14 protein-coding genes are annotated in these 13,217 nt (G+C 71.9%); 10 read left to right on the plus strand and 4 right to left on the minus strand.

Going from position 1 to position 13,217, the window contains the following annotated elements; all coding sequences use genetic code 11:
• The 4 genes from H0487_RS08525 to H0487_RS08540 form a co-directional block, all read left to right on the plus strand.
• On the plus strand, window positions 1–385 hold a 385-nt coding region (locus tag H0487_RS08525), incomplete at its 5' end, for an NAD(P)/FAD-dependent oxidoreductase (protein ID WP_220793209.1).
• Window positions 386–440: 55 nt separating this feature from the next.
• Window positions 441–920 (plus strand): hypothetical protein, encoded by a 480-nt coding sequence (locus H0487_RS08530; RefSeq protein WP_183093813.1) that lies wholly within the window; start codon window positions 441–443, stop codon window positions 918–920.
• A gap of 140 nt (window positions 921–1,060) precedes the next feature.
• A complete protein-coding gene (locus tag H0487_RS08535; RefSeq protein WP_183093814.1) occupies window positions 1,061–2,503 on the plus strand; it encodes an HNH endonuclease signature motif containing protein in 1,443 nt (480 codons plus the stop codon).
• Window positions 2,504–2,668: 165 nt separating this feature from the next.
• Complete coding sequence (locus H0487_RS08540; protein ID WP_183093815.1) at window positions 2,669–3,115, plus strand: GNAT family N-acetyltransferase; 447 nt, start codon at window positions 2,669–2,671, stop codon at window positions 3,113–3,115.
• Between the two features lie 55 nt (window positions 3,116–3,170).
• Here H0487_RS08540 and H0487_RS08545 read toward each other — a convergent pair whose 3' ends face one another.
• Entirely contained in the window at window positions 3,171–4,565 is a 1,395-nt protein-coding gene (locus H0487_RS08545) for a pyridoxal phosphate-dependent decarboxylase family protein (RefSeq protein WP_220793210.1), read from the minus strand.
• Between the two features lie 64 nt (window positions 4,566–4,629).
• Here H0487_RS08545 and H0487_RS08550 point away from each other — a divergent pair, with 64 nt between their 5' ends.
• Window positions 4,630–5,748: an alpha/beta fold hydrolase gene (locus tag H0487_RS08550; RefSeq protein WP_183093816.1), complete on the plus strand. Its 1,119-nt coding sequence runs from the start codon at window positions 4,630–4,632 to the stop codon at window positions 5,746–5,748.
• Window positions 5,749–5,784: 36 nt separating this feature from the next.
• Window positions 5,785–7,173 (plus strand): chromate efflux transporter, encoded by a 1,389-nt coding sequence (chrA, locus tag H0487_RS08555; protein WP_312855870.1) that lies wholly within the window; start codon window positions 5,785–5,787, stop codon window positions 7,171–7,173.
• On the opposite strand, the gene H0487_RS08560 is transcribed toward chrA, so the two are convergent.
• Window positions 7,149–8,177 carry an NADPH:quinone oxidoreductase family protein gene (locus tag H0487_RS08560; protein ID WP_312855871.1) on the minus strand — a complete coding sequence of 343 codons (1,029 nt, stop codon included), beginning with the start codon at window positions 8,175–8,177 and terminating at the stop codon, window positions 7,149–7,151. The genes chrA and H0487_RS08560 overlap by 25 nt on opposite strands.
• Window positions 8,178–8,206: 29 nt before the next feature.
• On the opposite strand from H0487_RS08560, the gene H0487_RS08565 reads away from it, so the two are divergent.
• Both H0487_RS08565 and H0487_RS08570 read left to right on the plus strand, forming a co-directional pair.
• Window positions 8,207–9,106: an alpha/beta fold hydrolase gene (locus H0487_RS08565; RefSeq protein WP_183093817.1), complete on the plus strand. Its 900-nt coding sequence runs from the start codon at window positions 8,207–8,209 to the stop codon at window positions 9,104–9,106.
• A 1-nt stretch (window position 9,107) separates the two neighbouring features.
• Window positions 9,108–9,572 (plus strand): PaaI family thioesterase, encoded by a 465-nt coding sequence (locus H0487_RS08570; RefSeq protein ID WP_183093818.1) that lies wholly within the window; start codon window positions 9,108–9,110, stop codon window positions 9,570–9,572.
• Between the two features lie 6 nt (window positions 9,573–9,578).
• On the opposite strand, the gene H0487_RS08575 is transcribed toward H0487_RS08570, so the two are convergent.
• Window positions 9,579–9,794, minus strand: a complete 216-nt coding sequence (locus H0487_RS08575) for a hypothetical protein (RefSeq protein WP_183093819.1) — start codon at window positions 9,792–9,794, stop codon at window positions 9,579–9,581.
• A 109-nt stretch (window positions 9,795–9,903) separates the two neighbouring features.
• Between H0487_RS08575 and H0487_RS23835 the strand changes: the two genes are divergently transcribed.
• The gene (locus H0487_RS23835; protein ID WP_183093820.1) at window positions 9,904–11,133 is read left to right on the plus strand and encodes a PucR family transcriptional regulator; all 1,230 of its coding nucleotides are present in this window, start codon (window positions 9,904–9,906) and stop codon (window positions 11,131–11,133) included.
• A gap of 32 nt (window positions 11,134–11,165) precedes the next feature.
• Here H0487_RS23835 and H0487_RS08585 read toward each other — a convergent pair whose 3' ends face one another.
• Window positions 11,166–11,756, minus strand: coding sequence for a TetR/AcrR family transcriptional regulator (locus H0487_RS08585; protein ID WP_183093821.1), 591 nt, complete (start codon window positions 11,754–11,756; stop codon window positions 11,166–11,168).
• A 76-nt stretch (window positions 11,757–11,832) separates the two neighbouring features.
• Here H0487_RS08585 and H0487_RS08590 point away from each other — a divergent pair, with 76 nt between their 5' ends.
• Complete coding sequence (locus H0487_RS08590; RefSeq protein WP_183093822.1) at window positions 11,833–13,215, plus strand: aldehyde dehydrogenase family protein; 1,383 nt, start codon at window positions 11,833–11,835, stop codon at window positions 13,213–13,215.
• Window positions 13,216–13,217 lie beyond the last annotated feature (2 nt).

Consider the following 13,217-nt stretch of genomic DNA (forward strand, 5'->3'; position numbering starts at 1 on the left):
CGCCGAGGTGCCCGCCGCCGACGGACGCCTGGTCGCGCTCCTGGAACCGGGCCCCGAGATCGGTGCGGAGTTCGGCCTCAAGCGCCGCTCGGAGCACTTCGACCGGATCGACCGACTCGGGATCACCGTGCACGTCGGCTGCGCGGTCGAGGAGATCACCGCGGACGGCGTCCACTACGTCCCCGCGCACGGCACGTCGCGGGTCCTCCCCGCCGACGCCGTCGTGCTGGCCGGGACCGTCGAGCCCGACCCCGGGCTCGGCGCGACCCTCACCGCAGCGCTCCCCGGCGTACCGGTGGAGGTCATCGGCGACGCCGCCCTCGGCCTCGGCCTCATCCGCGGTGCCACCGCCGGTGCCGCCCGCGCCGTCCAAGCGATCGGCTGAGGCTGCGGCGGAATCCGCTGGGTGGAGGCGGTGCCGCTGGGCGACGATGAGCGGCATGCCGACCGAGGGCGAGGTGCAGGCGTGGCTGCGACTCGTCGCGCGCCTCGACGAATGGGCGGTCTCGGCCGTCGCCAGCGGCCTCGTGGAGATCCACGTGACGCTGCCGGATCGTGAGGGCGAGGTCGTGCTCCACCTCTCTCCTCGCGACTGGTCCGGCCTCGCCGGCACGATCTGGGGCAGCGACGACCGCGCGTTCGAGCAGGTCCGCGACGCCCTCGCTGCGCAACCCGACGACCTGGGCCATCTCGTCCACCGGACCTACGCGCTGCACCCGTCGGCCACCCCCGAGCTGCCCGAGGACCCGGAGCAGGCGTGGATCCGCGAGCAGCTCCGCCAGCACCCCGAGGGCTTCGGCACCTGGTTCGCCTACGGCCGAGACGGCACCATGGAGTTCCCCTTCCCCGAGCCACCGCCGCGCGAGGCCGCCGACGAGCGGACCGACCGCACGCAGGACCCCGACCCCGGCGACTCCTGAGTCACCCCAGCAGGGTGGGTCTCGGGCTGCCGCGGCGTGGGTGCTCGTTGGCGTCCACAGGGCGGTTGTGAGGTCGTTCTTCTCCACAGGCCAGGGGTGCTTGTTGGGTTGTTGTCGGGGTGCTGGGGTTGGCTGGACTCATGGATCTCGGGACCACTGGCAGCACTCTCGTCGGGCCGGACCACCGGTCGACATCGGTGCTGCTCGACCAGCTCGCGGCCGGTGTCGCGGTGCGTCGACGCAGTGAGGTCGAGGAGTTCCAGAACCTGATCGCCTGGGCCGATGCCAACGTGGTCACCGACCCCGAGGGTGCCGCGACGATCCGCGACTCCTACGTCGACACCGGGATCCCGATCGCCGGCCCGGGCGCACCGTTGGTCTCCGAGTTCGCGCTCTCCGAGCTGTGCGCGACCCTGGAACGGTCCCTGGACTCCGGCCGCGGCTATGTCGGGAAGGTCATCGAGACCGGCTGGCGACTGCCCGGGATCCGCGACGCCGTCTACGCCGGGAAGGTCCCGGTCTGGAAGGCCCTCCAGGTCGCCGAACTCACCCGGACCCTGTCGGCCGAAGCAGCCGCGTTCGTGGACCGCCACCTCGCGTTCGCGCTCACCGGCTGCACCTGGGCCCAGGTCGAACGGCTCGTCACCGAAGCGATCAACCGGTTCGACCCGGACACCGCCGAAGAACGCCGTCAGGACGCCGCCGACCGCCGCCACTGCACCATCGACCTCAACGGTGGGCACGACGGGGTGGTGGACCAGTGGTCGGTCCTCGACACCGCCGACGCCCTCGACCTCGAACAAGCCATCGCCCGCCGTGCCGAAGAGCTCCGCCTCTCCGGCTGCGACGAGTCCTTAGACGTACGCCGTTCGATCGCGTTGGGTGAGATCGCCCGCGGCGACCTCGCCCTGGACCTGGAGATCGTCGACACCACTACCGGTGAGATCACCCGCGTGGTCAAGGGCCGCAAGGTTGAGCTCTTCGTCCACCTCACCGACGCAGCTCTCGCGGGCGTTGGGAACGTGGGCCGGCTCGGCAACACCACCAACCCGGTGCTTGCCGAGCAGATCCGTACCTGGTGCGCCAGCGAGGGCACCCAGGTCATCGTCCGCCCCGTGATCGACCTGGCCGAGCACCTCCCGGTCGACTCCTACGAGATCCCCGACCGCCACCGGCTCCAGGTCACCTTGCGCGACCACACCTGTCGCGCCCCCTGGTGCAACCGCAAAGCCGAACGCTGCGACCTCGACCACGCCGTCCCCCACGCAGACGGCGGACCCACCTGCCCCCGCAACCTCGTCCCCCTGTGCCGACGCCACCACCGCGCCAAGACCTTCCACGCCTGGACCTACGACATCCTCAGTCCCGGCGTCTACCTCTGGACCAGCCTCAACGGCCGCCAGTTCCTCGTCACCGCTTCGGGCACCAGATCCCTCAGCCCACCCGGCCACCCCGACCATCGCCACCCCGAGACGGACGAACCACCCTGGGCCGACCCCGGCTTCCCCCACCCGAACGACCACGAACCAGTCGTGGCAGACCCACCACCCCCAGCCACAGCACCCCCGCTCGCTCTCTGCTGAACTCTGCCCCACCAGCCCGATGACCCCGCGCCCCCCGCGCGGGGCCATCGCCATGCCCAGACGCCCTCGCGACCGTCGCCGGCCTCCGCCCGCACACGAGCCCTCCCCGGCTGATCCGGCGAAACCGGATTGACCGTCAGCGCCCGGGCACGAGACGTTCACGGCATGGGTTGGCGCATCGAGGGCGGTCCGGACGAGGGGTTCGAGGAGGCGACGACCGAGGGCCTGGTCGCGCACAACAAGGCGGCGTCCGAGGCTATCCGGGTGCGGTTCGAGCCGGCCAACCTGCCGTCGACGCCGGTGGCGGCGTACGCGGTCGACGACGACGGGACGCTCCTGGGTGGGTGCATCGGCACCACGGAGGACGTCTGGCAGTGGCTCACGATCGACGTGATGTGGGTGGACCCCGAGCGCCGGGGTGACGGGATCGGCCGCGACCTCCTCGCAGCGGTCGAGGACGAGGCTCGGGCGCGGGGCTGTCACTGGTCCAAGCTCAACACCTGGGAGTTCCAGGCCCCCGACTTCTACGAGCGGTGCGGCTACGTCACCTACGGGCGCGAGGTCGACTACCCGCCCGGCCACACCAACCACCTGATGCGCAAGGACCTCTGACCGCGCAAGCCGCGGCACGACCCCGCTCCTGGTACGCCGGTGGGCAGGGAGAAGCTCACACCGGGTCGGGCAGCAGGGAGAGCACCGCCGCGTGCAGGTCCGGCACGGCGGCCTCGTGCTCGGGCTTCATCAGCACCGACCGCAGGACCCGGCCGTTGGCGACGTCGGCCTCGACCCGGTGTCCGCGCTCCGCCAGCGCGGCGCCGGTGACGGTGTAGGTCGCCAGGTGGAGCGACTCGTCGGGCGGGAGCGCCATCCCGCGGGCCAGCACCGCGGCGCTCGCGGCGTCGACCTCCGACAGCCGGCCGCGCGCCGGCAGGTAGGTGAGGATGTCGAGCGCCGGTGGCTGGTAGAGGTCGAGCGCGTCGCTGTCCTCGACGAGCGCGGCCCAGGCGAGCGCCGCGCGCCGACCGGGGCGGAGCACGGAACCGAGACCGTCCGGGGTCAACGGCAGCAGCCGCAGGGTGAGCCACAGCGCCGCGGCCGCCGCACCGGCCCGGGAGCACTCGAGCGAGATCTCCCCCAGGTGCAGCTCGTCGGAGGTGAAGTACGTGTACGGCGAGTCGTGCAGGTAGTGGCCCGCCACCCCCGGGTCCCGGAACAGCACCGCACCGCAGCCGTAGGGCTGGAGGCCGTGCTTGTGGGGATCGATGACGACCGAGTCGCAACCGGCGATCGCCGCGAACGGCGCGGCGGCGACCCCGCCCGGGGTGTCGTCGGCGATCAGCCGGAAGAAGCCGCCGTACGCCGCGTCGACGTGGACCCGGACGCCGTGCTGCCGGGCGATCGCGAGGATCTCGTGGACGGGGTCGACGGCGCCGAGCCCGGTGGTGCCGGTGGTCGCCACGACCGTGCCGACCCGACCGGACGCGAGCAGGGCCTCCAGCGCGCCGACATCCATCGCACCGGACGGCGTCGTCGGTACGCCGAGCGCCTCGACGCCGAGGACGTGCGCCATCCGTGCGTGGGTGTAGTGGGCGTCGGCGCTGTGGGCGATCGCCTTGCCGGGGTGGGTCTCCCGGGCCACGAAGAGCGCCTCGAGGTTGGCGATCGTGCCGCTGCTCGTCAGGTGGCCGAGGTGAGCGTCCCGGAAGCCGAACATCGCCGCGAGCTGGGCGACCACCTCCTTCTCCATGGCGGCCGTGGCCGGCCCGCCGTCGAGCGCGTGGTTGTTGGGGTTGACGAGCATCGCGGTCAGGTAGCCGATCACGGCCGCGGGGTGCGGAGGCTTGAGCATCTGGCCGGCGTAGCGCGGGTGGTGGAACGGGTAGTTGTCGCGGAGCCGGCTGCGCAGGCTCGCCGTGGCGGCCTCGAGCGCGGCCGGGTCGACCTCGAGTGCTGGGTGGGTGGCGAACCCGCCGTACTCCCCCATCCAGGCGGCCATCTCCTCGACGGCGACGGCGAGCTGTCGGCCCAGGTCAGCCGCGCCCGCGGGCATCCCCTTCAACATGGACCCAGACAGTAGCCAGGTGCGCCAGACTGTCGCCCTCCCCTGCTGCTCCCCGAGGTGACCGATGACGCAAGAAGTCCGCAAGCACCGCGTGCTCGACCCGAAGCGACCGATGGCCGTCCGCCGGCAGTCGGTGGTGAACCTGTGGGACTTCCTGGTGAAGGGCGGGATCGCCGACACGACGCGGACTCCCTCGGAGGTGATCGACACCGGCCGCACCCGTGAGCTGCACCGCTACACGAAGGCGAAGGGCGTCCGGTCCAAGGGACTGCCGGTCCTGCTGGTTCCGCCGTTGGGCGCACAGGCGTCCTGCTTCGACCTGCGCCGCGGGTTGTCGCTGGCCGAGGACTTCGTGAGCAAGGGGCGGCCGACCTACCTGGTCGACTACGGCCCGCTCAAGGGCGCGGACGCGAAGGTCGGCATCGAGCACTTCGTCAACGACGTGCTGCCGCCGGCGATCCGCAGGGTCTCCGAGGACACGGGCGGCAAGGACGTCCACCTGGTCGGCTGGTGCATGGGCGGCCTGCTGTCCCTCGGCACCACGTCGATCTACGACGACCTGCCGATCCGGTCGGTGGCGATGGTGGCCAGCCCCTTCGACACCTCCAAGATCCCGACCCTCGCGCCGATCCGCGCGATCGGGCGGCTGACCGACGGCCGGATCGTCGGGACCGCCCTCAAGGCAGCGGGGTCGGTGCCGGCGCCGCTGGTGAGCATCGGCTTCAAGGCGACCGCGCTGCCGACGTACCTCAAGAAGCCGCGGACCCTCTGGAGCCGCCGCGAGGACCGGGAGTTCCTCGGCCAGATCCAGGCGGTCGACGGGATCATGAACAACATGCTCGCCTACCCCGGCCGGGCGACCCTGCAGGTCTATCAGCGGATGGCGCTGCGCAACGAGCTCGCGACCGGCCGGGTCCAGGGCCCGACCCACCTCATCGACCTGGCGAGGGTGACGGTCCCGGTGATGAACATCGCCGGCGCGACCGACGTCCTGGTCCCCCAGGCCGCGGCCCACCACGTCGGCAGCCTTCTCACGGGCTCGCCGGACGTCCGGCTCCCACTGGCTCCCGGTGGGCACCTCGGCGTGCTGACGGGGACCAAGGCTCCGGAGACCACCTGGGTCGAGATCCAGTCGTTCCTCGCCGACCACGACCGGAGGCGCGCCCGACCCGCGAGCACGTAGGTCGACTTTCCCTATCAGCGTGGTTGTATTTGCCTCGTGACCGCGAGCCCGAACCCGCTGCCGGCCCATCCGACCGGCGGCGACGTGATCCCGCTCGGCGAGGCCACCCGCGCCTGGTTCGCCATCTCGCTGCAGACGTTCGGCGGGCCGGCGGGGCAGATCGCCGTCATGCAGCACAAGCTCGTCGACGAGAAGCGCTGGATCGGGCAGCAGCGGTTCCTCCACGCGCTCAACTACTGCACCCTGCTCCCGGGGCCAGAGGCGCAGCAGCTCGCGATCTACACCGGCTGGCTCCTCAACGGCACCCGCGGCGGCCTCATCGCCGGCAGCCTGTTCGTGCTGCCGGGCGTGGTGGCCCTGCTCGCGCTCTCGGCGATCTACGTCCGGTTCGGCGGCACCGGGGCCGTCACGGCGATCTTCGCCGGGCTCGCGCCGGCCGTCATCGCGATCGTCGTGGGTGCGGTCCACAAGATCTCCAAGCGCGCGCTCAACCACACCGCGCTCATCACGATCGCGGTCGGCGCCTTCGTCGCCCTCACCCTCTTCGCGGTCCCGTTCCCGTTGGTCGTGCTCGCCTCGGCGATCGTCGGCTGGCTCCTCGGTCGCCTCGTCCCCGACCTCGGCAAGGGCGGCGGCCACGCCGCCAAGGACGACGGCCCGCCTCCCCTCATCAGCGACGACGCGCTCCACCACGAGCTGCCCTCGAAGCGACGGTCGTTCGCGATCGTCGCCATCGCCGGCGTCCTGTGGTTCGCGCCGGTGGCCGCGTTCGCCGCCTTCGTCTCCTCCACCCCGGTCTTCGTCGACCAGGGCCTGTTCTTCTCCGGCGCAGCCGTCGTGACCTTCGGCGGCGCCTACGCCGTGCTGTCGTACGTCGCCCAGCAGGCGGTCGAGGTCTACGGCTGGCTCGCGCCCGGCGAGATGGTGCGGGGCCTCGCGCTGGCGGAGACGACGCCGGGTCCGCTCATCATGGTCGTGCAGTTCGTCGCCTTCGTCGGCGCCTACCGCAACCCCGGCAGCTTCGACCCGTGGGTCGCGGCGGTCCTCGCCTCGCTCCTCGTCACCTGGGTGACGTTCGTGCCGTGCTTCCTGTTCGTGCTGCTCGGGGCGCCGTACGTCGAGCGACTGCGCCACAACCGCCACCTCAGCAGCGCCCTCACCGGCGTGACCGCCGCCGTCGTCGGCGTCATCGCCAACCTTGCGGTGTTCTTCGCGTTGCACACGCTCTTCGACCGGTCCCGGGAGGTCGGCGACGGGCCGGTCGATCTCGACGTCCCGGTGCTCTCCTCCTGGGACCCGCTCGCGTTCGGGATCACCGGGATCGCCCTGCTGGCGATCTTCTGGCGCGGCTGGAGCCCGCTGAGGACGCTCGGGCTGTGCGCTGCCCTCGGCGTCGTGGGCTACGCGCTCGGGCTCGCCTCGTAGACGACCCGGCCGACGGTGGTGCCGTCGGCGAGCCGCTGGACACCGTCGGCGGCGCCCGCGAGCGGCAGCCGCTCGCTGACGAGCGGCGCCACGAGGCCCTGCGTCGCCAGGTCCGTGAGCGCCCGGTGGCACTCCTGCACCGCCGGCGGGTCGAAGAGGTTGTACATGCCCCAGTGCAGCCCGACGATCGAGTAGTTCTTGATGAGCGCGTGGTTGAGCGCGGCCGACTGGATGTCACCACCGGCGAAGCCGATGATGAGGATCCTGCCCTCCCACGCGATGCACTTGGTGGAGCGGGTGTAGGTCTCGCCGCCGACCGGGTCGTAGACGACGTCGGCACCACGGCCGTCGGTCTCGGCCTTCACGACCGCGACGAAGTCCTGCTCGTGCCGGTCGACCACGACGTCCGCGCCGAGCCGCCGCGCGACCTCGGCCTTGTCGGGACCGCCCACGACGCCGATGACCCTTGCGCCGGCCGCCTTGCCGAGCTGGATCGCGGCGCTCCCGACGCCACCGGCGGCGGCGTGGACGAGGAGCGTCTCCCCCTCCTGGATCGCGGCCCGGCGGTGGAGGCCGAACCACCCGGTCTGGTAGCCGATGTAGAGGCTGGACGCCTGCGCGTCGTCGAGCGAGTCGGGCGCGGGGAAGGTCATCGGCTCGTCCATGAGGGCGAGCTCGGCGAAGCCGCCGTACGGCATGGTGCTGGCGCCGACGACGCGGTCGCCGACCGCGAACCGGGTGACCTCCGACCCCAGGGCCACGACCTCGCCGCAGAGCTCGACGCCCGGCGTGAACGGCAGGTCGGGCTTGACCTGGTAGAGCCCGCGGCACATGAGCACGTCGGGGAAGTTCGCCGGAGTCGCGAGGACCCGTACGACGACCTGGTGCGGCCCCGGCTCCGGCTCGGCGACCTCGACCAGCTGCATCACCTGCGCCGGCTCACCGAGCTCAGCGACCTGCCATGCCTTCATCTGCACCTCTTCGTCGACGGGGTGGCTTCCCACCGTGACAGTAGTACTGGCAAGGTTCAGCCATGCAGCAGCCAACGCTAGTGGACGCCGGAACGGTCACGATCGCCTACGAGACCTTCGGGTCCGCCGACGACCCCGCGATCGTCCTCGTCATGGGCATCGGCTCGCAGATGATCGTGTGGCCCGACGCCTTCTGCCAGGAGATCGCCGAGGCGGGCTTCCACGTCGTGCGCTTCGACAACCGCGACATCGGGCTCTCGACGCACCTGCACGACGCGGGCACGCCGGACCTGATGGCCCTGCTCGGCGGGCAGCAGACCGACGTCCCCTACGTCCTGGCCGACATGGCTGCCGACACGTTGGGCCTGCTCGACGCCCTCGGACTCGAGCGGGTCCACCTCGTCGGCCTGTCGATGGGCGGCATGATCGCCCAGCAGTTCGCCCTCGACCACCCGCAGCGGCTGATCAGCCTCACCTCGGTGATGTCGACCCCCGCCGCCAACGTCGGGAAGCCCACGCCGGAGGCGCAGACCGCGCTGCTCTCGCCCGCGCCTCGCTCACAGGAGGACGCCGGCCGCCACACGATCGAGATCTACCGGGCGATCGGCTCGACGGCGTACCCGCACGACGAGGAGTGGCTGCGCTCGATCGGCGAGGAGTCCTACCGCCGTGCCAGCGACCCCGCCGGATTCGTGCGCCAGCTCGCCGCGCTGCTCGTCTCCCCCGACCGCCGCCCCGGCCTGCGCGACCTCATGGTCCCGACCCTGGTGCTCCACGGCGACGTCGACCCGCTCATCACGCTCGAGGGCGGCGAGGAGACCGCGGCCGCGGTCCCCGGCTCCCGCCTCGTCGTCTACCCGGGGATGGGCCACGACCTTCCTCGCGAGCTGTGGCCGGCGCTCGTCGGCGAGATCACCGACCACGCGTGCCGCGCCGAGAAGTCCGCCGAGCAGGAGGCCTGACATGGAGCCCATCACCACCCCCGAAGCCGCGACCGAGAACATGCACACGGTGATCCCGATCGTCGGCGCGATGGGCATCAGGATCCTCGACGCCGGTCCCGGCCACGCGACGGTGGAGCTGCCGGCCGGCCCCAACGGCAACCACTTCGGCGTGCTGTACGCCGGCTCGCTGTTCACCGCGGCCGAGGTGCTGGGCGGGATCATCCCGCAGGCGTCCTTCGACCTCCAGGGCGAGCTGGCCGGCTTCGTGCCGCTGGTGAAGAAGGCCGAGATCAGCTTCCTGCGGCCTGGCCTCGGCGACGTCCGGGCCACCGCCACGGTCGCCGCCGAGGAGATCGAGCGGGTGCGTCAGGAGGCGCTGGCGACGGGCAAGTCGGAGTTCGTCGTCGAGGCCGAGATCACCGACGCCCAAGGCACGGTCGTCGCGACCACCCGGGCACTCAACCAGCTGCGCAAGCTGGGCTGAGGAGACTCAGGCCGCCTCGGCGAACGCGATCTCCGGGGCGTGCTGGCCGCGACCCGGGTGCGAGCGCTCCTTGACGGCGGCCAGGCGGGTGGCCAGCTCGTCCTTGCGTCCGGAGCCGAACAGGTCGGCGATCCAGCCGAAGGTGGCCGTGAGGAGCGGGACCCAGATCGGCAGCATCATGAAGACGAACAGGGGGACCAGGGTGTTGAGAGCATCGCGCATGCCCTCAGTGTTCGTCGAAGGAGGCGGCCCGATCTCGTCCACGACGACCAAGATCCGGATGCTCTTTTGTGCCGCCGCACAACGGTCCCCTACCCGCTAGGTTCGTCCCGTGGGATCGACCAGGCCGCCCGGCATCGACGCCTGGCTGGAGACGTTCGTCGCTCGTGAGTCGCAGGTCGACGTGCTCGACGGGTGGGTCGAACGGGTGGTCGTACCCGTCCTGGCGGAGAACCAGGAGGTCGCCGACGACCCGTCGCTGTCGCGGATGGTCGCCGCGGCGGTCCGCGCCCACTGGCTCGCCTTCCTGGCGAGCCTCCAGGCCGAGGACGCCGAGCACCACCTGGTGCGACCGGCCGCCGAGGTCGCCGTCGAGCTCGCGCGCCAGCGCCATCCGGCGACCCTGCTCTTCCGGATCTATCGGGTCGCGCAGCAGGCGGTGTGGGACTACGCGACCACGGTGACCGCCTCGCTCGAGGGGTTCGACGTCGACCCCGCCGCCGTGCTCGTCTACTTCTGGGACCGGGCCAGCCGGTGGCTCGACGCGTCGGTCGAGAAGTCCGTCGACCTGTTCCAGGCGGAGGCCGACCGACAGCGCCAGGGCGCGGTCGCCCAACGGCTCGACGCGGTGCGCGACATCCTGGCGGGACGGGGCACCGACCCCAAGGAGCTGTCGGCGCGGCTCGGGGGACACCCGATGTCGGGCTTCCACACGGCACTCGTGCTCCACACCGACGACGTCGACAACGTCCCGGACCTGGCTGCGGTCGCGGCCGAGCTCGCCCGACCCTTCGGGGTCCGACCCCTCGTCGCCCACCCGGGCGGACGCGACCTGTGGGCCTGGCTCGCGACCCGCGACGTGCCCGACCTGGCGGCGCTCGGGGACCTGGCGCCCGGACCCGCACAGCGCGGCATCACCGTTGCCGTCGGCGAGCCGGCGGAGGGCGTCGGCGGCTTCCGCCTGAGCCACCACGAGGCGCGGGAGGCACAGCGGGTCGCGTTCGCGCTCACCTCGCCCGCCGCGGTCACCCGCTATGCCGACGTGGAGCTGCTCGCGGTCATGACCGCCTCGCCCGAGGCGGCCCGCCGGTTCGTCGCGCGGACGCTCGGTCCCCTCACCGAGCCCGGCGAGACGGCCGCCCGCCTGCGCCAGACCCTGGGCGCCCTGCTCGCCGCGGGAAGCGTGGACGAGGCGGCGACCCGGCTCTCGGTGCACAAGAACACCATCCGCTACCGGGTCAACCAGGCCGAGGAGCTGCTCGGACGACGCGCCTACGACGCGCCGACCGAGACCGAGCTCGCGCTGCGGTACCACGAGGCGTTCCTCGCCGGACCGGCCTGACCGGTCGTCGGTTCACCTGACCGTTCGCCGGTTCACGTGCGTTCGCTGCCGAGGAGGGGCAGCAGGTACTGGGTGGCGAACGCACGGGTCGCGGCGTCGTCGTGCATCGGGATCCGGCCATCCGGCGCGAGGACCAGGCTGAGCGCGAGGCGTCCCTGGATCTCGGCGACGATCTCGGCGTCGACGCCGAGGTAACGGCCCTCCGACTGGTGGCGGCGGATGAAAAGAGCGAGGTAGTCGCGGACAGCGGCCATGATCTGGTCGGCCAGCTCGCCCGGGTGGACCGCCTCGCCGTCCAGGTCGCCGTCCCCGCGCATCAGGCGCACCAGGAACGGGCGGTCGGCGATGGCGTGCGCGAAGGCCGTGAATCCCACGGCGACCTGCGCCTCGACCGTCTCCTCGCGCTCGATCGCCGCATCGACCTCGCCGATGACGCGCTCCGCCTCACGTATCAGCACCGCCTCGACCAGGTGGGCCTTGCGCGGGAACCGGCGATAGACGGTAGCGACGCCGAGACCGGCCGCGTCGGCGATCTGGTTCATCGTCGTACGACGGGTGCCGCCCTCGGCGAGCTCGACCAGCGCGGCGTCGAGGATCCGCTCGATGCTGGTGTCGATGCTCACAGAAGAACCCTAGCGGCTCTCTGCGGTCGATGATAGATTCCGAACACGTTTCTATCACCTCAATGGGGAGGTCCTCGTGGCCGCTGCATCCGCCGAGGAGCTGGTCCGCCGGCTCAGGACGACGTTCGAGAGCGGTCGCACCCGCGACCTCGACTGGCGACGCGAGCAGCTCGCAGCCCTGTCCCAGATGCTGCGTGACAACGAGGAGGACCTCCTCGCCGCCCTCGCCCAGGACCTCGGCAAGCCGCGCTGGGAGGCCTGGGCCGGCGACATCGCGGCGTCCGCGAGCGAAGCCGACCACCTGCGCAAGAAGCTGGGCGGGTGGGCCAAGGACACCGGCATCCGGGTCCCGATCGCCTTCCGCCCCGCCCGCGCCGCGATCACCTACCAGCCGCGCGGCGTCGTCCTCGTCATCGCGCCGTGGAACTACCCGGTCTACCTGCTCGCCACTCCCCTGGCGGCCGCCCTGGCCGCCGGCAACGCGGTCGTCTGCAAGCCCTCCGAGCTCGCCCCGGCGACCTCGGCCCTCATCACGCGGCTCGCCGGTGAGTACCTCGACCCCCAGGCGATCACCTTCGTCGAGGGCGGCGTCGAGGAGACCACCGACCTGCTGGCGCAGAAGTGGGACCACATCCTCTACACGGGCAACGGCACCGTCGGCCGGGTCGTCGCGGCCGCCGCGGCCCGGCACCTCACGCCGACCACGCTCGAGCTCGGCGGCAAGAGCCCCGCCATCGTCCACAAGGACGCCAACCTCAAGCAGGCGGCGAGCCGGATCGCGTTCGCCAAGTGGTCCAACGCCGGCCAGACCTGCATCGCGGTCGACCACGTGTGGGTCCACCACGACGTGCACGACGAGCTCGTCGAGCGGCTCGCGACCGAGATCCGCGAGCGGTACGGCGACGACCCCCGTCAGAGCGCGGACTTCGGGCGGATCGTCAACGAGCGGCACGCCGAGCGGGTCAAGGCCCTCCTCGACGGCGGCGGCTACGACGAGGTCGCCGTCGGCGGCCAGGTCGACGTCGCGGCCCGTTACATCGCGCCGACGGTCGTCACCGGCGTCAAGCCCGACGCCGCGCTGATGGGCGAGGAGATCTTCGGGCCGGTGCTGCCGGTCCTCGGGTTCGACGACCTCAGCGAGCCGATCGCGCACATCAACGCGAGCGACCACCCGCTCGCGCTCTACGTGTTCTCGCGCCGCAACGGCGACCACGTGCTCGACCGCACCACGTCGGGCGGCGCCTGCGTCAACGACACGATGCTCCACATCTTCCCGCCCGACCTGCCGTTCGGCGGGGTGGGCGAGAGCGGCTACGGGGCCTACCACGGCAAGTGGGGCTTCGAGACCTTCAGCCACCGGCGTTCGATCTATCGCCGCCCCGGCTTCTTCGTCGAGTCGGCGCTCACCAAGGCGCCGTACACCGCCATCAAGGAGCGCGTCGCGCGCTTCGTCTACTGAGG

The sequence above is a fragment of the Nocardioides stalactiti genome, assembly GCF_014180715.1.
Lineage (GTDB): Bacteria > Actinomycetota > Actinomycetes > Propionibacteriales > Nocardioidaceae > Nocardioides > Nocardioides stalactiti.